The 24,072-nt window shown below is 40.1% G+C and carries 17 protein-coding genes and 1 tRNA gene; 6 read left to right on the forward strand and 12 right to left on the reverse strand.

Annotated elements, in window-relative coordinates:
* Position 1: 1 nt before the first annotated feature.
* The 5 genes from IEX80_RS03980 to nirB all read right to left on the reverse strand — a co-directional run bounded on the left by IEX80_RS03980 (position 2) and on the right by nirB (position 10,085).
* Positions 2–3,517 carry a nitrate reductase gene (locus IEX80_RS03980; protein WP_188831974.1) on the reverse strand — a complete coding sequence of 1,172 codons (3,516 nt, stop codon included), beginning with the start codon at positions 3,515–3,517 and terminating at the stop codon, positions 2–4.
* 124 nt (positions 3,518–3,641) lie between these two features.
* A complete protein-coding gene (locus tag IEX80_RS03985; RefSeq protein WP_188831975.1) occupies positions 3,642–4,928 on the reverse strand; it encodes an MFS transporter in 1,287 nt (428 codons plus the stop codon).
* A 106-nt stretch (positions 4,929–5,034) separates the two neighbouring features.
* Entirely contained in the window at positions 5,035–6,576 is a 1,542-nt protein-coding gene (locus IEX80_RS03990; RefSeq protein ID WP_188831976.1) for an alginate export family protein, read from the reverse strand.
* Positions 6,577–7,172: 596 nt separating this feature from the next.
* Positions 7,173–7,523 carry a nitrite reductase small subunit NirD gene (nirD, locus tag IEX80_RS03995; protein WP_090525796.1) on the reverse strand — a complete coding sequence of 117 codons (351 nt, stop codon included), beginning with the start codon at positions 7,521–7,523 and terminating at the stop codon, positions 7,173–7,175.
* 66 nt (positions 7,524–7,589) lie between these two features.
* Entirely contained in the window at positions 7,590–10,085 is a 2,496-nt protein-coding gene (nirB, locus tag IEX80_RS04000) for a nitrite reductase large subunit NirB (RefSeq protein ID WP_188831977.1), read from the reverse strand.
* 288 nt (positions 10,086–10,373) lie between these two features.
* On the opposite strand from nirB, the gene cobA reads away from it, so the two are divergent.
* Both cobA and IEX80_RS04010 read left to right on the forward strand, forming a co-directional pair.
* Positions 10,374–11,102 carry a uroporphyrinogen-III C-methyltransferase gene (cobA, locus tag IEX80_RS04005; protein WP_188831978.1) on the forward strand — a complete coding sequence of 243 codons (729 nt, stop codon included), beginning with the start codon at positions 10,374–10,376 and terminating at the stop codon, positions 11,100–11,102.
* A gap of 4 nt (positions 11,103–11,106) precedes the next feature.
* Complete coding sequence (locus IEX80_RS04010) at positions 11,107–11,466, forward strand: DUF7009 family protein (RefSeq protein WP_188831979.1); 360 nt, start codon at positions 11,107–11,109, stop codon at positions 11,464–11,466.
* Between the two features lie 37 nt (positions 11,467–11,503).
* On the opposite strand, the gene IEX80_RS04015 is transcribed toward IEX80_RS04010, so the two are convergent.
* Together IEX80_RS04015 and IEX80_RS04020 are read right to left on the reverse strand one after the other, a co-directional pair.
* A complete protein-coding gene (locus tag IEX80_RS04015; protein WP_188831980.1) occupies positions 11,504–11,740 on the reverse strand; it encodes a hypothetical protein in 237 nt (78 codons plus the stop codon).
* A gap of 4 nt (positions 11,741–11,744) precedes the next feature.
* The gene (locus IEX80_RS04020) at positions 11,745–15,248 is read right to left on the reverse strand and encodes a beta strand repeat-containing protein (protein ID WP_188831981.1); all 3,504 of its coding nucleotides are present in this window, start codon (positions 15,246–15,248) and stop codon (positions 11,745–11,747) included.
* A gap of 528 nt (positions 15,249–15,776) precedes the next feature.
* On the opposite strand from IEX80_RS04020, the gene IEX80_RS04025 reads away from it, so the two are divergent.
* On the forward strand, positions 15,777–16,106 hold the full coding sequence (locus IEX80_RS04025) for an ArsR/SmtB family transcription factor (protein WP_090525802.1): 330 nt from the start codon (positions 15,777–15,779) through the stop codon (positions 16,104–16,106).
* A gap of 14 nt (positions 16,107–16,120) precedes the next feature.
* Here IEX80_RS04025 and IEX80_RS04030 read toward each other — a convergent pair whose 3' ends face one another.
* Positions 16,121–17,275: a hypothetical protein gene (locus IEX80_RS04030; protein WP_255485253.1), complete on the reverse strand. Its 1,155-nt coding sequence runs from the start codon at positions 17,273–17,275 to the stop codon at positions 16,121–16,123.
* 703 nt (positions 17,276–17,978) lie between these two features.
* Between IEX80_RS04030 and IEX80_RS04035 the strand changes: the two genes are divergently transcribed.
* The 3 genes from IEX80_RS04035 to IEX80_RS04045 all read left to right on the forward strand — a co-directional run bounded on the left by IEX80_RS04035 (position 17,979) and on the right by IEX80_RS04045 (position 19,018).
* Positions 17,979–18,314 (forward strand): hypothetical protein, encoded by a 336-nt coding sequence (locus IEX80_RS04035; RefSeq protein ID WP_188831982.1) that lies wholly within the window; start codon positions 17,979–17,981, stop codon positions 18,312–18,314.
* Positions 18,315–18,486: 172 nt separating this feature from the next.
* Positions 18,487–18,573 (forward strand) — tRNA-Ser (locus tag IEX80_RS04040).
* 247 nt (positions 18,574–18,820) lie between these two features.
* The gene (locus tag IEX80_RS04045) at positions 18,821–19,018 is read left to right on the forward strand and encodes a hypothetical protein (protein ID WP_176629017.1); all 198 of its coding nucleotides are present in this window, start codon (positions 18,821–18,823) and stop codon (positions 19,016–19,018) included.
* Between the two features lie 100 nt (positions 19,019–19,118).
* Here IEX80_RS04045 and IEX80_RS04050 read toward each other — a convergent pair whose 3' ends face one another.
* From IEX80_RS04050 to IEX80_RS04065, 4 genes are all read right to left on the reverse strand, one after another.
* Complete coding sequence (locus IEX80_RS04050; protein WP_188831983.1) at positions 19,119–19,337, reverse strand: transposase; 219 nt, start codon at positions 19,335–19,337, stop codon at positions 19,119–19,121.
* 155 nt (positions 19,338–19,492) lie between these two features.
* Complete coding sequence (locus IEX80_RS04055; protein WP_188831984.1) at positions 19,493–20,758, reverse strand: glycosyltransferase family protein; 1,266 nt, start codon at positions 20,756–20,758, stop codon at positions 19,493–19,495.
* Positions 20,759–20,903: 145 nt separating this feature from the next.
* Positions 20,904–22,220, reverse strand: coding sequence for a hypothetical protein (locus IEX80_RS04060; protein ID WP_176629020.1), 1,317 nt, complete (start codon positions 22,218–22,220; stop codon positions 20,904–20,906).
* Positions 22,221–22,408: 188 nt separating this feature from the next.
* Positions 22,409–24,040 carry a DUF6734 family protein gene (locus tag IEX80_RS04065; RefSeq protein ID WP_188831985.1) on the reverse strand — a complete coding sequence of 544 codons (1,632 nt, stop codon included), beginning with the start codon at positions 24,038–24,040 and terminating at the stop codon, positions 22,409–22,411.
* Positions 24,041–24,072: the final 32 nt, after the last annotated feature.

Consider the following 24,072-nt stretch of genomic DNA (forward strand, 5'->3'; position numbering starts at 1 on the left):
TTCAAGCTTTTAATAATTGTTGCTCAAGTACTTCTTCCAACAGGCGTTTTACTTCGGGCCTGCATGATCCGCAGCCCGTTCCAGCTCCGGTTTGGCTGCAAACATCGGCCAGTTGGGTACAGCCGCCGGCTACTTTATTACGTATATTATCGGCCCCCACGTTGTTACAACTGCAAACCAGCTTGCCCAAAACAGGTTCGGCTACCTTACCGCTGCGAAGCAATTTAAGGCGCTTATCGCTGAGCTCGGTTTTGTTTGCTATCAGCTCCCTGAATTCCTGAAACTCACCTTTATCACCAATTAAAATGGTGCCCACCAGCCTGTCCTGGTGAATAATGCATTTTTTATAATAACGCTTGGCCTTGTCTATAAACACAATTTCTTCATAGTCTTTTTCATTCGGGCAATCAGATAAACCGATACTGCACAAATCAAAGCCATGAATTTTGATGATATTCATAAACAGGCTGCCCTTGTAATAACTGGCTATGTCGCCGTTCATATAGCCTGCAACTACAGCAGCTTGTTGTTCTGCAGCGGCAGTTATACCGTATAATGTGCCGTTAAACTCTGCTATTTCGCCAATGGCATATATGTTTGGATCGCTGGTAAGCAGGCGTTCATTTACAATTACGCCGCGCTTAATTTCAAGGCCGCAATCTTTTGCTATTTCAAGGTTTGGCGTAGTACCGATGGCCAGGATCATGGCATCACAATCTATTTTCCGCCCGCTTTTTAAGCCGATGCCGGTAAGCTTACTACGCCCATAAAACAACTGCACTTCATCATCATAGAAAATGTCGCAACCTTGATCAACCATTTCTTCGTGCAACAGCCTGCTGCCAAGCTCATCCAGCTGACGGTTTAAAAACCTTGATGTACGTTGAATAATGGTGATGGTAATCCCTATTTCACGCAGGGAAGCCGCCATCTCCAATCCCAATAAACCACCACCAACAATAACCACATGCCCGTTTTTAGGTACATGCTTTTTGAAATTATCAGCATCGTTACGGCTGCGCATACTGAAGATCCCCGGCAGGGATGGAACGTTTTTAGGAATTGCCGCCCGGCTGCCGGTAGCCAACAGCAACACATCGTAATAGGTTTTTACACCGCGGCTATCGAGGACATATTTGTTAACACGATCTATTTTCTCGACACTTACGCCACGTAATAACTTTATTTTAAGTTCGGGTTCTTCCTCATCCGTCATTTTTACCAGTTGCTCCCAGCGTTGCTCACCGCTGATATAATCTGGCAGCATAACACGATTGTAAAAAGGATGGTCTTCTTTACTGAAAATGATGATCTCATCATCTTTGTTGAGTTCCCGATATGATCGTACAAAGCCGTGCGCACCGGCGCCGGCTCCAACAACCACAATTCTTTGAAATGGCTTTTTATATTTTTGGATATTTACCGCGCAATACTTAAAATCCGGCTCCTTTGATATCGGATCAAGTGCGTCATTAGTAACATTGTTAATGCGGTGCAGATCATTGTTCAGGATCTTGCCCCAATGCATCGGCACAAAAACGACACCCTGCTTTATCTGTTCGGTAATCCTGGCTTTTACCCTCACTTCCCCCCTTCTGGATGTAATAATAGTTACATCGCCTTCCCTGATTTCCAATGCTTCAGCATCAGCAGGATTGATCTCGATAAATGACTCTTTAATATGCTGGTTAAGCTTATTCACCTTACCGGTTTTGCTCATGGTGTGCCATTGATCTCGAATGCGGCCGGTAGTGAGAATAAAAGGATAGTCGCCGTCAGGAACCTCGCTGGTATGCGCATCCGGTACCGCGCTTATCTTAGCGTTACGTGTTTCGGTATAAAATTGCTTGTCGGTAAACAAGCGGGGTGTCCCTGGTATCGCATTACGTTTTTTATAAGGCCATTGTATTGATCGTTGTTGTATGATGGTTTCGTGCGTAAGCCCGCTGATATCAATATTGGTTTTGCCTGTTAGTTTAGCATGCTCGGCATAAATTTCTGCGGCATTTTTGAAGTCGAAGCCTTTGTACCCCATTTTTTGAGCAAAACGGCAAATGATCTCGCTATCCGGCATAGCCTCGCCTGGTGGGTCAAGTACTTTACTCAAATAACTGATCCGCCTTTCAGAATTGGTCATAGTACCCTCCTTTTCGGCCCAGGCTGCTGCGGGGAGGATCACATCGGCATAAGCCAATGTTTCGGGCTTATTGCTGATCTCCTGAACCACTACAAACTTTGCTTTTTTCAGAGCTTCTTCGGCAAGGCGTACGTTTGGCAAGCTGGTTAATGGGTTGGTACACATGATCCAGATGGCTTTAAGGCGGCCATCATTTAATGCCTCAAACATCTCCGTTGCGGTAAGACCAGGTTTTGCGGCTACCTCTGTACCTCCCCAAAACTTCTGCACCTCCGCCCTGTCTGCCGGATTGGTTAAAACACGATGCGCCGGTAAAAGATTAGCAAGCCCTCCCACTTCACGTCCGCCCATAGCATTTGGTTGCCCGGTTAGTGATAATGGGCCAGATCCCGGCTTACCAATATGGCCTGTTATCAAATTAAGATTCAGGAGGCTTAAATTTTTATTTACCCCAACAGCGCTTTGATTTAGCCCCATTGTCCACATCGTTATAAAGCCTTTTGCTTCACCGATATAACTGGCAGCAAGCCGGATATCGTTTTCGCTTACGCCGCAAATAGCAGCCGATTCAGCGAGGGTACGTTCAAATACCAATTTGCTGTACTGCTCAAAACCATCAGCATGGTTGTTTACAAAATCAATATCGATATCCCCGTTCTCTATCAATACCCTGCCAATAGCGTGGTTAAGGGTGATATCGGTACCCGGGTTTAACTGCAGGTGCAAATCGGCATTGCTGCAGGTATCCGTAGCGCGAGGGTCAACTACGATGATCTTTACCTCGGGATTTGCGGCTTTATGCGCTTCAACCCTTCGCCATAAAATAGGATGGCACCAGGCTGGGTTAGCTCCGGTAACATAAAAACAATCGGCCAGCTCAATATCATCATAGCAAACAGGTACAGTATCTTCGCCTAAAGCAATTTTATATGCGGCAACCGCGCTGCTCATACACAAACGCGAATTGGTATCTATATTATTACTGCCAATAAAACCTTTAATTAGCTTATTAACAACGTAATATTCCTCTGTAAGGCACTGGCCTGAGGCATAAAATGCAACCGAATCCGGCCCGTATTTATCAATGAACGTTTTAAAAATGGCTGCTGTGCGCTCCAATGCGTCGTCCCAGCTTACCCTTTGCAGGGGCATGCTTTTGTTATAACGCATTTGAGGGTACAGCAGCCTGTCGGTTTTATCGTTAGCTGTGTAATGCAGGTTAAGCCCTTTACTGCACAACATGCCTTTATTTACAGGATAGTCCTTATCGCCCTCAAGCGTTATACTGCCATTTTTTTCTTTATTAATTACCACACCACAGCCTACCCCGCAGTAGCAGCAAGTACTTTTAAATGTATTTTGAGGGCGTTTGTTCAACATTTCTTTTAAGCTAAAAGCTTTTCTTTAAGCCGAAAGCTTAAGGCTTAAAGCCTAAAGCTTTCATATGATTTCTTTTCTATTTATTCAGCCTTCTGCTTTTCGCTTTCGGCCTTTTGCTTTAAGCTTATAAAGCCAAAGCAGGTTCATCTGCTGTTTGAGCTTCAGCCTGTTTTTGAAAACGGGTGATCAGCACAATCACTGAAATTACCATAACAGTTATACCGATGTAGGTAAATGCTTGTATATAGGTGATATGCTCCGATTTAAAAAGAAATCCAAACAACATCCCGCCAAGGTTACCGCCCGCACCCACTATACCACTTACCATCCCAACATTTTTACTGTTGATGAAAGGCACTATGCCATAGGTGGCGCCGTTTGACATTTTGAGGAACAACGCGAATGAAAGCATGGAAATAATAGCCATTGTAAGGCTGCCCGAATTTGCAAACAGAACAAGGCCAATACCCTCCAGCAGCAGCACGCCGGCAAGCAATAGGCCTTTGCCGCGCATACCGAATTTGCCGCCAACTTTATCAGATACAATGCCGCCTAACGCGCGGGCAAAAATGTTCATGAAGCCAAAAATACCTGCCCAGAAACCGGCCGAACTTTGCGACAAATGAAAAGTATCTACAAAATGCAGAGAAGCTACATTATCAAAAGTGATCTCCATACCAAAACACATCGCATAGGCCATTGTAAGTGCCCAAACACGCCAGTCGGCCAATATCGACCAATCGGTTTTTGATGGGTTGGTTTTGGCATAACCTACTTCATCATAGTTACCGTTAGGCGTGTCTTTGGTAAATTTCCAGTATACAAATGCAATTATCAGCATCATTACACCCGGAACTATCATGGCATACCTCCAGGCTTCGGCCTTGGTAAAACCGGCCCCTACTATAGCAGCAAATATTAAAGGCATCACCATATTGGTTACACCACCGCCAAGGTTACCCCAACCACCGGTTACCGCGTTGGCTGTACCTTTTATATTAGGCGCAAACATCATAGAAGTGTGGAACTGGGTAATTACAAAGGATGAACCTATTACACCAATAGCCAGGCGGAACAGTAAAAACGAAGTATAATCATGAGCCAGACCTACCAGAAAAACAGGCAATGACCCTATAATTAATAACCTGACTGCTGTTTTACGCGGTCCCCAGGTATCACAAAGTTTACCTATAATAAGGCGCGCAATAATTGTTGCAGCTACAGATGCAATGATGGTGTTACCCACTTGTCCTTTGCTCAAATGTAATTCAGCACGGATGGTTGGCATTAACGGAGCCAGGCCGAACCAACCAAAAAAGCAAACAAAAAACATGAGCCAGGTAATGTGAAAGGTGCGCATTTGTACACCCTTTAATGAAAATATGTTGAGTTTGGTAAGTTGTTTTTCCATTTTTTTAAGCTTAAAGCTCAAAGCCTAAGGCTAAAAGCTGTTTGTTGTACTTTAATTTTTTAACATTTCTCGCTTTCGGCTTTTAGCCTTAAGCTTTCAGCCTACATTACTTGTTTAAAAACTCAGGTTTGATATTAAGTTGCAGGTATGCCCAAAACGGGTGCAGCTTGCTGCTGTCTGGCGTTAAACCTTTAGCATACTCCATGCTGTGGGTTGCTGCCATGTAGGATAAGCCCAGATCAACAGCGGTAAATTTGTTAAGCTTATAGCTGTTGGTGAGATCAAACTCAGTACCCAAATATTTGTCGATAGGTTGGCCGTTTGTTCCTTTCTGATCTTTAGCCAACAGAAAGTAATGATTAGCCAAATCAACGCTAAATCGCTTATTATCTGAAAGATATTTGATTTTAACGTAAGGGTTGCTCAAGCCGCCGGTTGGGGATCCGGTGCCTGCATAAAAATAGTCCATATAGCCCCAGAACTTATGCGGAGTACCATACAATGGGTCAAACCTGTGATTGGTTTTTGAAGTGGACAGCGCATCATTTCCTGACAGATAGTCCCATCCGGCTGTGTAAGCCATGTTACTGCTTTTGTATGATAAAGATGCGGTATAAGTGTAAGCACTTAACTCAGCACCGTCGCGATCATGACCTCCCTGGTAATAAAATCCAGCGGTAGCAGCCCATTCATCTTTGCTGCCGAAAACGGGATTAACAAGCAGCCCGGTTGTATAGCGGGTATTAACTCCTGGTTGATTAAACCGGCGGCCATATATATAACCAACATCTTCGCCTGATACATTTTTTACCGAATCGAGCTTGTATTTGGCAAACTGATCGGCCAGGAAAAGGCCGGTTACTTTAGTTTTATTAAATTTTTTAGCAAAGTAGAGATATTCAAGTGCTTTATAGTTCTGGTTTTGCCCGTTAGTACCGGGAGGATTTAAAAATGAGAGGTTGCCGTTTTTGGCGCTAATACCAGAGGCATTGACTAGCGGGATAAGCCCGGCAGGGGTGTTAGCCAGATTACCTTTGCTATCCTTTACTGTAGCGGGTACATTGGCCGGTGTATAATAGGTGCCATTATAGTTAATAGCATCAGAGCTTTGATTAAAGGCAGCGCCGAGATCAACCTGCCAGCCTGATTGAAGAAGTTTTAATACGATGGCGTCATGCCTGCGGGCTTGCTGAATCCAGTCGGTAGCGCCAAGCAAGCGTTCATCGTCATAGCTAATTTCCTGGCGACCAGCTTTTATGGCGAAATAATCGACAGGTGATTTTTTAAAGGAAGTGTCTTTTTTGTTGGAGAGGATCAGCTCGGCCCAGGCTTCGTGAAGGCTTAGCCGGCTGCCATCGTTGATAGTAATAGTTGAGGCATCCTGGCCCCAAAGCCTTACATCCTGTACGGATGTTTGGAAAATAAGCTTGCTGCTTTTGTAATTAAAGGTGAGCCGCGTTCGTTGTGACACAAAGGCCGCGTTTTTGTTACCTACCGGTTCTAAAGTTCCATAACCATCACGTAATTCGCCCCTTGTTTTGATCTGGCCTGTCAAAGACAGCTGCGCAGAAGCATTATAAGAAACGAAACATGATATAATTAATAGAATTTTTCCAATAGTGTATTGATTAGATACATTTTTGTACATTTGAATTGGTTTTTTATTTGTTAAAGCGATTAAAAACTATTTAACCCTGTCTGGGAATGCGACCTCCCGGCAGGGCTTTTTTATGAATTTTTGATTTTTACCATAGGCTCAACCTTTTTTGATTTATTTGTCTGTTTAATTATGATAAATATAACTTATTTAATGATTGCGTACAAATAATTGATTTTTAAAATGAATTTTTATGATTAAAATCATTAAAAACTATATTTTTTGATAAAAACTCAAATTACAAACGATCAAAAACAACTGAAATGCATTTTTAACAATTTATTAATAGATAAAAAACCAATAAACCATCGCAAAAACCAAATTAAAATCCTTTCAATAAAATAAAATCACTATAAAAAATCACATACATTGATATAAATCCATTTAAATTTGCTTTAAACTCTAAAAATTCGAAAAATAAATTCAAAATAAGACGGCAAAAACGAATATGGCTTTATTAACCAATACCTTGGTGTATAAAATACACTGAAATTTTAAACAAAAACGCAAAAAAAGCGCCATTACCCCTTTCGGCAACGGCGCTTAATGTAAATTTCGTTCTGTTTTCCGCCTAAATACACCAGCATTTAATCAACTCCGACAAAAACTTTTCCGTCGGCTATTTTTACCGGATAAGTTTTTATCACCAATTCCTCTTCCCCCAAGCACTCACCGGTAAGGAGCGAAAATGTTTTTTTATGAAAAGGACAAGCTACTTTTGGCTCGCAGCTTTCGCCGGCACTGCCGATCATGCCACGCGATATTGCCATTTGCTGCTTATGAGGGCAAAGATTTTGCGTTGCATACCATTCATTGCGACGTGTAAAATTAAATATTGCTATCTGTTCATCGCCGTGCTTAATACATGATCCGCCATTTTCGGGCACATCATCAACATAACAGGCCATGATCCATTGGGTTGCTATTGTTGCTTCCATTGTGTTTTCTTTTTAATAATGATCAATCTAACTTTGAACTAAAAACTCGGGATTTCCTAATAAAACCTACCATTCCTTAGCGCGAACCTGTTCACGCATTGGCTCAAATTGAGCATGAGGATCTTTTTCATCAGGCGCATTTATAAAATGAGCGAAGCGCTTACGCATTGAAGGGTTATTTATAGCCTCTTTCCACTCGCAATGGTAGGTATTTACCAACGCCTGCATTTCCTCTTCCAACTGCTCACCCAATCCAAGACTGTCATTTACTATTACATTTTTAAGATAGCTCATGCCACCGTCGAGCTTATTAAGCCAGGTTGCTGTCCGGGTTAACTGATCGGCTGTTTTTATATAAAACATCAAGAACCTGTCGAGATATTTAATTACGGTCTCCTTATCAATATCTGTAGCCAGTAACTGGGCGTGCTGAGGCTTTGAGCCACCATTGCCACACACATATAAATTCCAACCTTTCTCTGTGGCTATAATTCCAAAATCTTTTGATTGCGCTTCGGCACACTCCCTAACACAACCACTTACGCCGCCTTTAATTTTATGCGGCGCGCGAATCCCTTTGTATCTATCCTCCACCTCGATGGCGAAAGTCACACTATCATGCAAGCCAAACCTGCACCAGGTACTGCCTACACAGCTTTTTACAGTACGGAGTGCCTTGCCGTAAGCATGCCCGCTTTCAAAACCGGCATCAATAAGCTCTTCCCAAATTAAAGGCAGATCGCTCAGGTGTGCACCAAACATATCAATGCGCTGCCCTCCGGTTATTTTAGTATACAACCCGTATCTTTTAGCAACCTGGCCAATCACGATCAATTTATCAGGCGTAATTTCACCACCCGGAATACGCGGCACAACAGAATAAGTGCCTCCCTTTTGAATATTGGCTAAAAAACGATCATTGCTATCCTGTATTACTTCCTGTTTTACAATAACATCATTCCATAAGCTGGATAAAATACTGGCAACAACCGGTTTGCAAACCTCACAGCCATCGCCCTTGCCGTAATGGTCAAGCACCAGGTCGTAGTTTTTCAGCCCGTTTATTTTAACAAGATCAAATAGCTCCTGGCGCGAGTAATCAAAATGCTCGCAAATAACATTTTTAATATACTGGCCATTCGCCTTCATGGTGCCGGCAATCAAATCTTTTACCAATGGTACGCAACCGCCGCAGCCTGTACCCGCCTTGGTGCATTTTTTCATGCCATCAATACCAGTAACGCCACCCTCATTTACAGCCGAACAGATTGCACCTTTGGTAACCGCCTCGCATGAGCAGATCAGCGCATCATCAGGCAAGCTCATTACACCTGCCCCTGCATTAGCTTCACCTCCCCTTGATCCTAATATCAGATCTTCAGGATCCGGCGGCAGTACTATTTTATTATTAACGGTTTGCAGCAGCATATTATAAGCATCTGCATCGCCGATTAAAATACCACCTAAAAGGTTCTTGCCATCGTTTGTTATATTAATACGTTTATAAATCCCCTTATGCGTATCCTCAAACAAAATAGTACGACAATCAGGTTCAGTAATAAAGGCATCACCAAAGCTGGCCACATCAACACCAATCAGCTTTAGCTTAGTGCTCATATCATAGCCATAAAAACTCTTATCAGCCCCAGTTAGATGAGCTGCTACAATATCAGCCATCTCATAGCCGGGTGCAACGAGGCCATATATCATACCTTCGTATAAAGCACATTCGCCAATAGCATAAATACATTCATCACTGGTTTGCATTTTTTCGTTCACTACAATACCGCCACGTGTACCTACATGCAAACCCGCCAGTTTAGCCAGCTCATCGCGCGGACGGATGCCGGCCGATATAACCAGCATATCTACAGCAAGCTGGCTATCATCATTAAATTTTAACGAGTGGATTTTTTTATCGCCGGTAATAGCAGCAGTGCTTTTATTAAGGTGAATATGCAACCCCAGCTGGCTCAATTTCATTTGCAACATATTACTCCCTGCAGAGTCTATCTGACGCGGCATTAGGCGCGGTGCAAATTCAATAACATGCGTTTCAGAAATACCAAGATCTATTAAAGCCTTAGCAGCTTCCAGCCCCAGCAAGCCACCACCCATTACAGCTCCTGATTTTGCATTAACAGCGCAGGCCTTGATCAACTCCAGGTCTTCAATGGTGCGATACACGAACACGCCTTCCTTTTCAATACCCGGGATATCGGGCACAAAAGCCGATGAGCCGGTTGCTAAAACCAGGTAATCATATTTAAGTGTAATGCCTTTTAAAGAGTGGATTGTTTTTTCGGTGCGATTGATTTCCTGGATGGGGTCATCCAAATGCAGCGAGATGCCATTATCTGAATACCACGATAAAGTGGATAGCGACAGGTCATCAGCAGTCTTACCGTTAAAATATTCACTAAGGTGCACCCTGTCATAAGCGTGACGCGGCTCTTCGCCAAAAACAATTATTTGGAACTGTGTTGATCTGGCTAAAAGTTTTTCGCAAAACTTATAACCTACCATACCGTTGCCAACAACAATGATGGTTGGTTTTGACATATCGAAATTTTTTAAATGTTAAAGCAATTTTCAAACTAAAAATGAATCAACTGCGACCTTGATTTCATTTATATCACAATTATAACTCAAAAAAACATCAAATAAAAATTAATTTCAATTTTTTATTAAATAAATCATGATTATTGGTGTTTAAATTCATAAATTAGTGCTATTAATATAATTTATATCAATATTTAAACAGTTTTTTTTCATTGATTTTGTAATTTTCACAAAATCAATGAAATATAAAGGCTTAAAAATCTATTTTTCAATCACTAATTTAATAAAATGCAAAAAAAAATACAAAATCCAGAACTTTTTGTACTTGGAGCCGGTCCAGGAGACCCGGAATTGATGACTATCAAGGGATTTAAGGTATTACAGCAGGCAAATGTGATATTATATGACAATCTGGCTAACAAAGAGTTACTGGCGATAAGCCGGGATGATTGTGAAAAGGTATACGTTGGCAAGCAACCTTATGGTGACTATACACCGCAGGAAACAATTCATGAGCTGATAAAACACTACGCATTTACTAAAGGTAATGTGGTAAGGTTAAAGGGAGGTGATCCATTTATATTTGGCCGCGGATTTGAAGAAATTGTTTATGCCCGTCAACATGGTATCACCACACATTACATACCTGGTGTAACCAGCATGCAGGCCTCCGGACTGGAAGACATCCCCTTAACCCACCGGCAAGTGAGCGAAAGCGTATGGATGGTTACCGGCACCAAAAAAGATGGCAGTCTATCTGCCGATTTAGCCTGCGCCATGCACAGTAACGCAACAGTTGTTATATATATGGGGATGAAAAAGCTGGCAGAAATAGCATCAGCCTACATAAAAGCGGGTAAAGGCGATACACCGGCAGCTATTATACAACATGCTTCATTGCCTCAACAAAAATCTGCAAAAGGAAAAGTAAGCGGGCTTGAAGCTATCGCGGCAGATAATCAGCTTACTTACCCCGCTATTATTATTATAGGTGATGTTGTTAACGTAAAAAATTAAAAAAATGAAGATCAGAATAAAAGGAAACTCGCTGCGCTATCGCTTAACCAAAACTGACGTAGAAAACTTTGACAGGGACGGTTATCTGGAAGAAAGCACCAATTTTGGTTCACAAGTATTTAAATATGCATTGCAACGCTCTGCAACTGAATTTTTAACTGCCGGTTTCAGCGATAACACCATAATTATGTATATGCCGGCCGCGATGGCCGTTGAATGGGCAAGCACCGACCGTGTTGGTTACGAAAGCAACAACAACCAGATGTACCTGCTTATTGAAAAAGATTTTAAATGTCTGGATAATGTGGCTGAAGACCAAAGCGACAATTATCCTAACCCATTGAGTTTAAAACTTCAGCATTAAGCCAGGAAGGAGTAAATAAAAATCAATTAAACCGAAGTTATGATGAAGTTTTGGCGTGGTTATTTAATCTTAAATGCCGAACGGTAAAAAATAGCGCAACTAAAATCAAAATCCATACCCAGGTGTCCAGCGGGCAACCGTCGGGGCCGCCATCATTGCCATCGCAAAGACCATCTCCCGGATCGGCAAAACTCCAGGATACAGTGAGCAGGTTGATTATTATAATAGCTAATATTGTTTTCCATTTTGATTTAATCATAGCTAATTCAAACATGTTGTTATTGTCTAAAAAACATTCCACTCCCAATTCTATCTCCTGTGCCTTCATTAACTGCAACTACTATGTAAAGCCCGCGGCTCAAGCTATTAACATTTTCCTGTATAGTATTTGTGCCTGTTGCCGATAGTCTTCTCACAATAGCCCCCGAAGGGCTGACTATATTAATCCTAACAGGCCTGGTTGATGTTTGTTCTACCTTTATATTGACTGTACTGGCTGAAACTACGGTTGGATATACCAGAAATTTAGTTACTCCGGCGCCCGGTCGGATCTCAAAATTAAGGTTATCGGAGAGTTTATTTTCCCCGGTTACCAGGGTTTGGCCAAGGCGGTAGATTATCTGCCCGCTACCAGGAGTTTGGTCTGTATAGTTATATTTACCGATACCAGTTGACTGCAGGCTATCTATAGTCAAAAACGTTTTGCCCCCATCAGCACTTTTTTGAACAGCGAATTTGGTAAAGTTGCTTTCATTATTGGTTTCCCAGTTCAGGGCTACCCCTTCAGTAACTTTCTTTCCTGTAAAGGTCAATAAACGGTAATCATGGCCCGGCACGATACCGATTTTAAGATAAAACCTGTCATGTGCATAGCTTGCCGGGTTCGACTCTACTTTGAATGCGTATTCGGAGTTATGTACAACATCAAGCGAATCGTTGGTGTATTTATCCTTTAGATAAATTGAATACCTTGCATCTATATTCTTTTTTACGGGCGAGGTAAGTTTATACGTGCCATAATTTGAGAAAGTAACGATCAGGTTTACACGTTTTAACTTTTCGAGATTACCTGTGTAATTAGCAAAACACCCTACCGAATCGCTGCTTAACGAGTAAAACAAATCACCCTGCCCTGATGGCCGATAATAGGGTGCATCTTCGCCAGGAACAAACTTGTCTGTAGCATTTTTATCAAAATTGATATCGGTAGAGTTGTGGACTATCGTATCCTGCACCAACTCCATAGTAAGACGGGGCAAAGGGCTTTCAATATCATTGGTAGCTTTGCTCGCAAACGAAGCGTCAATATTTTTACTTGGGTTGCCAACGACATTGAATATTGGATTAGATGAAGGAGAGTTTGAGTAAAGAGAATAAGCCACCTTCATTGACTCATCAAATTTAAGAGCAGAAGCAGCTGTTGCTAATATGAAAAAACCTTGTCCTGACAAAGCATAACGACTCGCGCCTGCTCCGACACTATTAGTACTGGCATCATACAAAGCAAACTTAGTTGAAGAACTATTGGTGCCCGTACTTGCGTCTTTTACCAGCATATAATAAAATTTGTGAACACTCCCGTTTACAGTATAAAGTTTATTAAGGTCAATTACTGATGCATAAGGGTTACCAATAAGATTAAGTCCTTTCTTTGTTGAGACGGTTGAATTGAATGACAACGCCTGCGGAGCACTTACTGCTGTAGCCGTATAATAAGTTGGCGGCGTAGATGGAAAATTAACAATATTGGCCGTTAACGCGGCATTAGTAGCGGCTGAGCCAGTGCCTTTAATAACAGTACCGAAAAAATTTAATGTAGCGTTATCCGTCGCCGGAAAAGGCCTTACAAAAGGGTTAACCACGCTTCTGCTGCCTCTGAAATAATATAAAAAACCATTAGCAGCAGGCAAGCCCTGGCTTGTTGAGCTAAATGGCTTATACTCGTTATTTACCACCTGATTGGGGTCGGTACTGAGAGGCGCGTTTTCATCATATACAAAAACAGACGGACTATTATTCGTGGTTGGAGAAGAATCAAAACCACCGCCAGACGGGCCTGTGATATAAGTTGTTGCGATAAGCGGAATCAGATTATAGGTAGAAAGCGAGCCAGTTGTTGTAAATGTAGTTGTACCGTTAAGCAGCGGCGACGAAAGCAGCATATACCGGCGCAAAGTGCCTTTTACGTAACGCTGAACATTAATACTGCCGGTTATACTATTGACGAAACCACTTGATACAAGATTACCGATACTTGCGTCCCCAATAGCAGTAGACAATAACGTAAGCGCCGATGTTGTTGATGTGGCGTTACCTACCGCAAGGGTCGACCCCGCGCTTGCTGATGAGGTTACATTTAACGTATATAATGGAGCAACTGTAAATTTGCTGCCTGATGCCATTGTTTTGGTTCCGCCACCAGTGAAGGTTACGTTATAAAAATTTGTACCGGTGCTTGTAGCATCTGTGAGCGTTTGCGTTGTGCCATCAAATGATATCAGCGCGGATGCATTGGGTGTAAAAGTACCTGTATTGGTGTAGTCCTTGGCAATCGATAAGGCACCTGTCCCCATATTCATGGTGCCGGCATTGCTGAGCGTTCCGTTTACGTCAATACTTCCAGAACCGCCGGTAATCGTCGCAGCTGCATTATTAGTCCAGATGGCAGCTGTTGAACCAGCCACACCAATTTTGGTAGCCGTATTGGTTGCATTGGAAAATGACACATTTGAATTTGTGGTAAATGTGGAATCGATATTTAAATAACTTGTTTGACCAGCGGTTGTACCACCAATAACAGCTGTGCCGCTGCCTTGTATAATGAGGTTGTCATAAGTGCGATCTGTAGCCGCATTTGGGTTTACAGGCCCGCCACCCGAGCCAAAACCCTGAACTGAAGTAGTATAAATCACTGGGTTAGCCCCTTTATAATTAACAGTAGCTTTACCTCCATGGTCACCATAAAAATTACAGGACGCATAAGGTACAGGTATCGTTCCGATGGCGTTTGTGGCGTTAAGGATTAATGTTGGATTTACAACCGTATTAGTTGTTTTATATGATGTGAGGGCATTCACCGTAAAGTAAGCGCCATTCTGACTGGTAACACTGTGATTTGTAAAGGTTATCTGGTTATTTATGGTCATAGTCCCCCCTTCCAATCTGAATCCACTTCCATTTTGTTGTTTTACGTTCAGATGTATATTTACATTGTTGCTGACTGTTAGTGTGTTGACCTCCGAAAACAAAAATGAAAAACTACCATAGGTGGCTGAATTAGTACCGATCTGTATGTTTGTGCAGGAGATCGTACCGGTTCCTCTTATATCATTGAAAATGGTACCACTTGCATTGGTATTGACATCCTGGGTGATATCACCTGTTACGGTCAGTGTCGCGCTATTTACAGTTAATATTGTTCCGGTTAGCGATGTGCCCGCTAAGACGCCTCCCGAAACGTATTGAATCCGTCCAAAAGTGATTGAAGCTACTGTAACGTTTGCCGAAAGGACAGGTTGGTTTGTGTAAGTAGATCCTGTAACACCAAAGCGAACAATGTCGGCAGTACTACCGCCCTGACCGGGGTATGAGGTTGTTGTCGCTCCTCCAACAGTCCAGTTATCCGGATTGCTCCATAAAGTGCCGTTTATATAACCACCAGAACATAAAAAACCTGAACATGTTCCCGCGCCGGTCCAATCAAAAGTAGTCGCAAAAGCGAGCTTATTTATGAAGAGTGCACAGATTGATAGCAGGATAATTTTCAAATAGCTTATTTTCAAGATTTTTGTGCGCTTGGTTTTAAATTGTTTCTTTATACGTTATACATTTCCTTCAGGTTATATTTCAATGAAAAAAACAAGTTACATTTAATTAATAAGCAGAAATAAAACAATACAAATCCCCCTATCATTTGATTTGATCGGCCCGCTTATCGGAGTAGTATTAATATCCTTAGCGTAACCATCTAACGGCGTAAAAAGAATAATACAACAAGATGGCCACGAACTGTTATTAACAACACGTATCAAGAGAACTTTAAATTTCAGGCAAAAAACAATTCGGCCTGGCGGCTAATACTTTTTTTAACCCAACCCTAAAATCTTTTTTTCCTGTTTACTACCACAGAAGTATAATACGAATCAGAAACAATATAGAATGTATTCGACGATAATATGAGTTTTCCAGACCCAGACTTTCAGAAAGCAAGATTCAATTTTTATGTAATCTTATGAAGATTAGATGAAGGCTCCGGCCGACAGTTGTTCATGTTTAAATATGAATTATATATTTGTAACTCATATTTAAACATGGCTAATCATAAAAAGACTGAGTTTGCCGTAACAGATCAGGACATATCAATGGTAGCAAAGGCGCTGTCGCACCCTGCAAGAATCGCCATCATGCGTATTTTGGCACAGCACAAGCATTTTACCTGCGGCGAAATAGTTGAAATACTCCCTTTAGCGCAGCCAACGGTATCCCATCATTTAAAAGAATTAATGGATGCCAGGCTGATCACCGTTGCAATTGATGGTAAAAAATCATTGTATGATGTAAACTGGCCAACCTGGAACAAGTATACAGCCGAGTTTGAAAATATGCTCAGTGCTATTAACAATGCGGACCAGCAGACCTGATCTGCCTTGTTAACTTATGGGTTATATTCATACACAACCTTATAAGGTACCTGTTTAAGTGAAGCAGATACCTGTCCTATCCTCAGATCGCGCAGTTGTGGGGTGGGCTCACAAAAGGAATAAGCTTTTCCTTTATAAAGCAAGGGTTTCCCCATCGGTTTATTAAACTGCACTGCCATAGTTATATGAGTTGGATATAACACCGCGATCATCGGCAAATTGTATATTTCTTTAACAAGGTAAAAAAATAACGCGGCACGATCATCGCAGTCGCTGTATTGGGCAAACAGCGTTTCTTCCGGGCTCAACCGTTTCTCCCGGCCGAAATTCATATCATCATTTTCATATAAAAAGGCATATCGGGTAAAATGCATCAAGTAATCAACACCTTTTTTGATACTCATGCCGTCCACATTTTTTTTTAGCAGGGGGATCAGCGATCCATAAGTTTCTTTACTCAGCGGAATATTGAAGTAAGATTCAAAATCTACAACCGGATAGTTCTTGAAAATGGAATCAATCAGCGGGTTAAGCTTAATCCTGAAATAGTATGCTTTATGCCGGTAGGTAAACTGCAGATCCTTTTCAACATAGTCCGCAGGCGCAAAATCAGGCATGCTCGTAACCTTATATGAAAATGAGTTTATTGCACCGGGCACATTGATATCAACAGGAATAGCCGGTTGTATTGTAAGATCGGTACCCGGGTAGTCATGAATGTTAAGACACATGTACTTTTTATCATCAACCGTATAAGAAGGAATATCTGATACATCTTCATTGTTGTAAACATAAAAAATGATTTTTTTTCCGGCCAGCGCCAATCGTGCGTCATAGCCCGATTTAACCATCAGGAACCATTTACACAAGGTGTACGTATTGTAATTTTTTTCTTTAGGGCTTATTTGCTGGGCAGTTTTGCGCACGAGCTGGTAATACAGCCAGTCATTAAGCTGGTGATCTTGTTTATAACTCAATAATGCATTAAGCAAAGATTTATAATTACCGGCATCAACATTGGTATAAAAGCTTTTTATGTTATTTACCGATAGTCCGCTTGTGGTATCGCTAATAGTTAAAGCATCAGCATTAAATGTACCATCATAAAAAGCAAAACAAATCCTCCCGTTACTTTGAGCAAACAAATTAGCTGTACTTAAAAGTATCAAACAAGGGAATAATATTTTAACATATCTGCCCATAGCAAACACATCATTTTACTTATAAAGGTTAAAGCATTTTGGTTTATGTCTAAATATACAAAATTGCAAATTAAAACATCAATTGACTTAATATTATTTTAATCGTTTAACAACATACTATTAATATTACACGCATAGATTTGAATTGGAAAATTATGATGCATGAGGACAGAAACATTAGGTAAAAGAATACTATGCTTATTTATAGCTATAGGGTATTTCTTTTTTTCGTGTTTGTATGTTACACGATGTCCCAAAATTGCAGGTCATGTCAAAACAGGAAAGTATTTAACGCTTAACAACGGAACGGTAAAACAAAACGGTCCGGTTATCTCGAGTGCAAATAACGGTAAATCGGCACCTGTTCTCTTTTTATCCCGCCCGCGGGTCATTTTCGGCAAAACCTTAGCTGCATTAAATAATCAATTCAGGTTAATTCGTACTTGTGAGTTATGTCCGTTCCTGTTCATATCAGAATATGACACTCAAAGCAGATTTCGATCTCACAAGGTTTTTTACGCTGCTAACATTTTTTCCATTACCTGTACCTGGAAAATCTGATTTATCAACTTCTCTCCTGCCAGTACCTTTTACAACGTTTTCTTATTACCTGCATTTACAGCGATTAATGCTGTACTATTAATTTATTTAAAAATCGTGTAGACAAGTTATGCCTTATTTCAACTTAAAATTTTCAAATACCGATAATGAACTGGCTAATTTTGCGAAAGCCCTTGCATTGCCGGTCAGGATTGCCATTGTTCGTATCATTATAGCTAACGACAATTTAGTACCCAAAGAAAGTTTATATAGCATCCCGTTTAACCAGGAAACAATAACCAAGCACATTGCCGAATTAAAACGGATGGGTATTTTAAAGGCTTGTGGTTTACGCGGTTCAATTAAATACAGTATTGACGAGCGGTTGTTTCGTCAAATGGCCGATGGATTTGCCATGCTATTTGAAAGTATAAGGAGATTTGAACATGATCTGCCGGACTATTAAACTTGATTATACGAGTATTGAGGTGATTTTCTGAACGCAAGATGATTAATTACAAAAAAAATCAATTATAATAACCTGATAAACAGGTACTGCGTTATAACATTTACTTAACCTGTGCTTAAAATACCAATTCAGATTTGGCAATTCGGTTCAGATTTGTACTTTTGCGCCCGGAGAGTTGGCAGAGTGGTCGATTGCGGCAGTCTTGAAAACTGTTGAACTGTGAAAGGTTCCTGGGGTTCGAATCCCTAACTCTCCGCATCAAGTATTATTCAGTTAGGATAAAAAGCGCTGTAAATGAAATATTTACGGCGCTTTCTGTTTTTAGCCATCGCCAAAATAAACCGATCAATCGCGTTGTTCCGGTACCCGTGGGTGACCTTTTTCAAGGTAAGCTTGCCGATCACCGGAACGTTATAAGTCTCCTATATTGAACATTTTCTTAATTTAAACATCTTGATTTCAGTAGGATATGTAACTGATTTTATTCACTTAAAGCTTCAGTGATGAACAGATCTTTTAACCTCCTCTTTTACGTAAAGAGATCAAAAGCAAATGCCGAAGGCCTCGCCACATTTACCTGCGTATTACTACCACTGGGCACTTTAGATTGGCGAAGAGGGGGCAATATCACTGGTATATCCAAATTACCGCCTGAAACCGTCATTTTTCAGGGCGCAAAAAGGGCGCAGGAAAGAATTTAATTACAGTCTATTTAAGTCCTTTCAATCACTTATTTAAATACATAAACATCTTAATAACAGTACATTAACAAATAAATGCGCCTAAAATTAGAAACTAATTTCAGGGTGCATACATATGCTTCAGCTTTCGGTTCTCTTCCTCCATCTCTTTCAGCCGCTTCAGTTCCTGGCTATCCATACCGGCATACTTTTTACGCCAGTTGTAAAAGGTTGATTTGTGAACGCCCAGTTCGCGGCATAAATCGTTAAACTCACGGCCTCCTTCGTATTCTTTGATCGCCTTGACAATCTGTGCTTCGGTAATAATAGAGTGCTTCATCGTTTGACTGTTTAAAGTTAAGGCTTTTCGTCCTTTAAGCAGTCCGATTTTTAGGAGGGGTTACACTGCTCCCGCTTAATCAAATAACGACCACAATCGTTACTGTTTTGCCAGTCCCTTAAGATATCCTAAGCAACCTTTTTACTAACCCTTTATCAAATCAGGTTGGAATCTACGTAAGCCGCTTTTGCCTCATATATTCTCTTTAGCTGAGCATTTGCGCGAGTAAAGTTTCTGATTAACATCTCTTTATCGTCATTATTTCCTTTTGATACATCAGAATAGCCGAAGTATTTTTGCACCGAAATAAACGGGAAAAACACCATTTTATTAATCACCATTTTGGAAAGCAGAATATCCGCAACTACATTATTATTATAGGGTTCGTCCAATATTTTTTGAAATACAGGTTTATACAAAATAGTAAATTGTGTACAATGGGAATAGCCTATCCAGGCTCTATTATTGGTAATGGGAAGGGCCTTAATCAATCCACAGATACCACCCAACAGCATCTCGGCCTGCTGCAAATAAGCCTCCATAATATTTTTAAGTAAAAATGACCTGGAGTAGTCGGATGTAAACTCATGATCATCTTCACAAATAATAATTACATCATCCCCGTTTTCAATAGCTAGTTTTATAATTTTACGAACGGTTTCCCATAAGCCAACGGCGCCGACTGGATTTTTACAGGCCTCTATTATCTGGATATTGAACTCATCCTTCCCAGCAAATTGCCCTTTTATATGTTCCAGTCTTTCCGTTCGTTCCGGCAGATTAATTATATATGTTGGAATAATGACGTTATCATAGTTTTCTTCATTTAAGGCATCTGCATTTTCGATTGAAAATGACTTATAAAAGGCAGAAATGCGTTCTATTAGTTCAACTTGTTCCGAAGCATTGAAACTTGGTCGTTTTACGCGTGCCTCATTAGTATCCGACTTTAAACCGGCACCTTTTGGCTCTGTCAAATTTGATATAAATGGATATATAAAGAATTGTCCATTCGCAATTGAAAATATATTTTTATCCGCCAGTAATATGTCTTCAAAAAATGGGCGAAATATAATTGTAAACTGCGATTCGGAGAAATTCTCTACCCAAAATATGTTATTTGAAACTCTTATCGCACTCCCAAATGAGGTTACGTCACCACATAAAATATCTGCACCTAACTTTTCTGCCTGCCTTATACATTCTAATAAATTATCCGTCGAATAATTGGCCGTAAATTGATGGCTGTCTTTACATATCAAAATGTAATCTGCATTTGTGCTTATTACATTTTGTACAATTTGTTGGATAGTTTTCCATAAATCACTTATTTTATTTTCATCGGTAATGGGTTCCACAAAATTCAGTGCAAATTCTTCTTTCCCGTTAAACTCCTTAAGGATATTTTCTTTAAAATCCATCCGGTCTTTGGGGTTGATAATAAAGGTGGGGATGCATTGTCTTGTCATATTCATTTTTATAACTATTAATACGTGATGGGTAAAACAATCACTGATGATTGTTCTTAAATATTTCGAATCTATACACTAGAACATACAATTCTTGTCAGGACATTTGCAAACTCGAATAAGCGGCCTTTGCTTCATATATTCGCTTTAATCTTGTGTTCTCGCGATAAAATGACTTGGCAAACAACTCTATATTTTCATGATTACCTTTAGTTACATCTGAATAGCCAAACGGCTTTTGGGCAGAGATAAATGGGAAAAACACCATTTTATTACTCAGTATCATCGAAAGCATTGCATCTGCCGTTACCGTATTGTCGTAAGGGGTGTCCAATATTTTTTGAAATACAGGTTTATATAAAATTATAAATTGCGTACAAAAGGAAGTACTCACCCAGGCTCTGTTAGTGGTAACAGGAAGGGCTTTATGGAACTCACAGATACCGCCCGAAATCATTTCCGTATGCTGTTCATGAGCTTCCAATATATTTTTAAGTAAAAGTGATTTGGAATAATCGGCCGTAAACTGATGATCGTCCTCGCAAATAATGATTACATCATCTTCGTTATCCATAGCAATCTTTACTATCTTCCGAATGCTTTCCCAAAGCCCAACCGCACCAATCGGATTTTTGCAAGCTTCGATTATTTGAACTTTGAACTCATCCTTTCCCGCGAATTGCTTTTTTATATGGTCGAGTCGTTCTGTTCGCTCGGGAAGATTGATAATATAGGTTGGAATAGCTACATCATTCAAAAATTCTTCGCCCAAGTCGTTCTGCTTTTGCCCGGAAAATTCTTGATAAAATGCGGAAATATTATCTAATATTTCAACTTGTGCTGAAGCCAACCCGCTTACATTTTCCGTTCTGCTTATTTCGGTATTGCCGGGCGTTGCGTTATCACGGACGAGTTCCTTCTTAATTGATATAAAAGGATATATAAAAAATTTACCATTGGTAAATGGGAAAGTTTTATAATCATCTGTTAGAATGGATTCGAAGAATGAGCGGAAGACAATTGTAAATGGCAACCCTGCAAAATCCTCTACCCAAAAAATATGTTTTGAAATCCTCAAAGCACTCCTGAATGTGCCCAGCCCACCACATAAAATATCGGCACCTAAATCTTTGGCCTGACTAATGCACTTAATTAAATTATTCTTTGAATAGCTATCGGTAAATTGATGGTCATCCTGGCATATTAGAATATAATCGGTTTCGGTTGCCGTCACTTTTCGGATAATATGCTGAATAGTTTTTGGTAAGCTTATTACATTATCTTCGTCCATTACGGGCGCTATAATGTTTACCAGAAATTCCTTTTTTCCTGAAAATTCTTTCAAAACAGTTTCTGTGCCATCTGTACTGTTGTTGTTAATAATAAATGCGGGGATGAAGGTTTGATTTGTCATTTCTTGTTTTGCGATTATTAGGCTGGTAAATTTGCTTCCACCTTTTATGGAATTCCCACCTATGTTACTTTTCAGAAGCAACCGATTGTTTTATTTATTTAGCTTGGCGACTTTCCAGGCTTTAACAGTAAAGGCTCAACCTACCAAGAAAAACCCAGCGTATTCAAGTTTATATAGCCTTGTTCATTTTATTTAACAGCTTTAATTATTTTAGCTTGTAACATAAGTTTTATTCTACCGATAATTAACAACTCAAATTCAGCTAAAGAAGCCTTAAGATCATCCGGCTCAAAAACGGACCTTATTTCAGTTAATACATCATTTATTGCTACCGGCTGTTCCGATATCTGTAATAAGCGCATATCCAAATCATCAATTATTGACAACGAATAGCCCTTGTAATGGCATTCCGGTATAATGCATACATAAACACTTGTTGGCGTTTCATTTAAATTTAGCGGCCGTTTCTTTAAATTTTTACTGATTTCAGTATCAAACGACCTCCAGTCAAACGAGCTTTCCGTTATTTGAACTATCTTATCTGCTACGATCTTCTTAGCATAGCTACTGTCTCTGTCAGCAAAAATGTATTCAAAATAATTAGTATGTGCAATGTCTCGTTGGTACAGAAATTCATTTGAATGTTGAGAAAAATCGTTTTCTATAGTATCATTAAGCCTTGCCTCAAATAACTTTGCGTCATTCAGCATTTTGGAATATATGGCATCATCTATATTATTTGTTTCTGTATTATCGATCGCTGCTAATACATTTTCAACTATTTTACTTTGAAACTGACGTTTGGTTTCTGATTTAATACCTGTATTCTTTTCTGATATTACCAAATCCGGATGTTGTTGGCAATCCTTCAAATTAAAATATCTATCTGTTAAATATTTTTCGGTGGGCTGATTAATAAAATAGTAATAATCCTTTTTTAAGGGAGTCTGCTGATTCTTAAACAATGCAATTATCCGGTAATAATATTCAGGATAATCCTGCCTTAACCTGTTTGCCAGTTGTTGACAAACATTCGAAGTTCTTTTATATTGACCTATCAGATGCAGGTAATTTTTGTTAAAAGGCACTTCCGTAAAATCGCCGAACGATTTATATTGGTTATCAGGAATGATCTCATCAAATAACACATTTACCTTTTTATTAAATTTAGCTGCCAGGCAATAAAAAAGATATTGCTCAAAATATATATTGAAAGCGCCAATGTTAATATTGGAGAGACTGTTGACATTATTGCTTATTGTTTCCTTTGATCGTGCTGTATAAAGATTAAAAAAACTCAAGTCGTTGCCGCCTATGATCCCGGCGTTGTAGGCATATATTTTATTTTTTTTATCTTTTTCTTCTGTTACTTCAATTGGAATGTAGGTTAATCTGGGTTCCAATTCGCTAAATAAATTTTCATAAAAGCTAGTTCCAACTTCCAAATTCTGTGCTATCAAATCGCCATGAAGCAGACTTTCATCAAAGGGTTTCCAAATAATTACATCTCCGTCCACGTGTAAAAATGGTACGGCTTGTTGTGAATAGGTATGTATTTTGGGCAACCCCCATAACTCAGAGGGGTTTTGATCGAATTGATCCAAGTCGCATACTACATCTGTATAGGGTAGCCGTAAGGTATCAATTAGAGTTTTTGCTGTAACACTATCGGCATGTAATACAACCTCATCGTAATATTTTTTTAATTGCAGACAGCTTAAAGCCCAGCCCATTAAATGATATTCGGGCGAATACCATCCGGCATTAAATTTCAGCATATCCTTTTGATTACATGCCCAGGAAGTTTGAACGATTTTCATATTGGATTTTTAGTTGTGTAAATGTTCTAAGT

The sequence above is a fragment of the Mucilaginibacter rubeus genome, from assembly GCF_014643835.1.
GTDB classification, from domain to species: Bacteria; Bacteroidota; Bacteroidia; order Sphingobacteriales; family Sphingobacteriaceae; genus Mucilaginibacter; species Mucilaginibacter rubeus.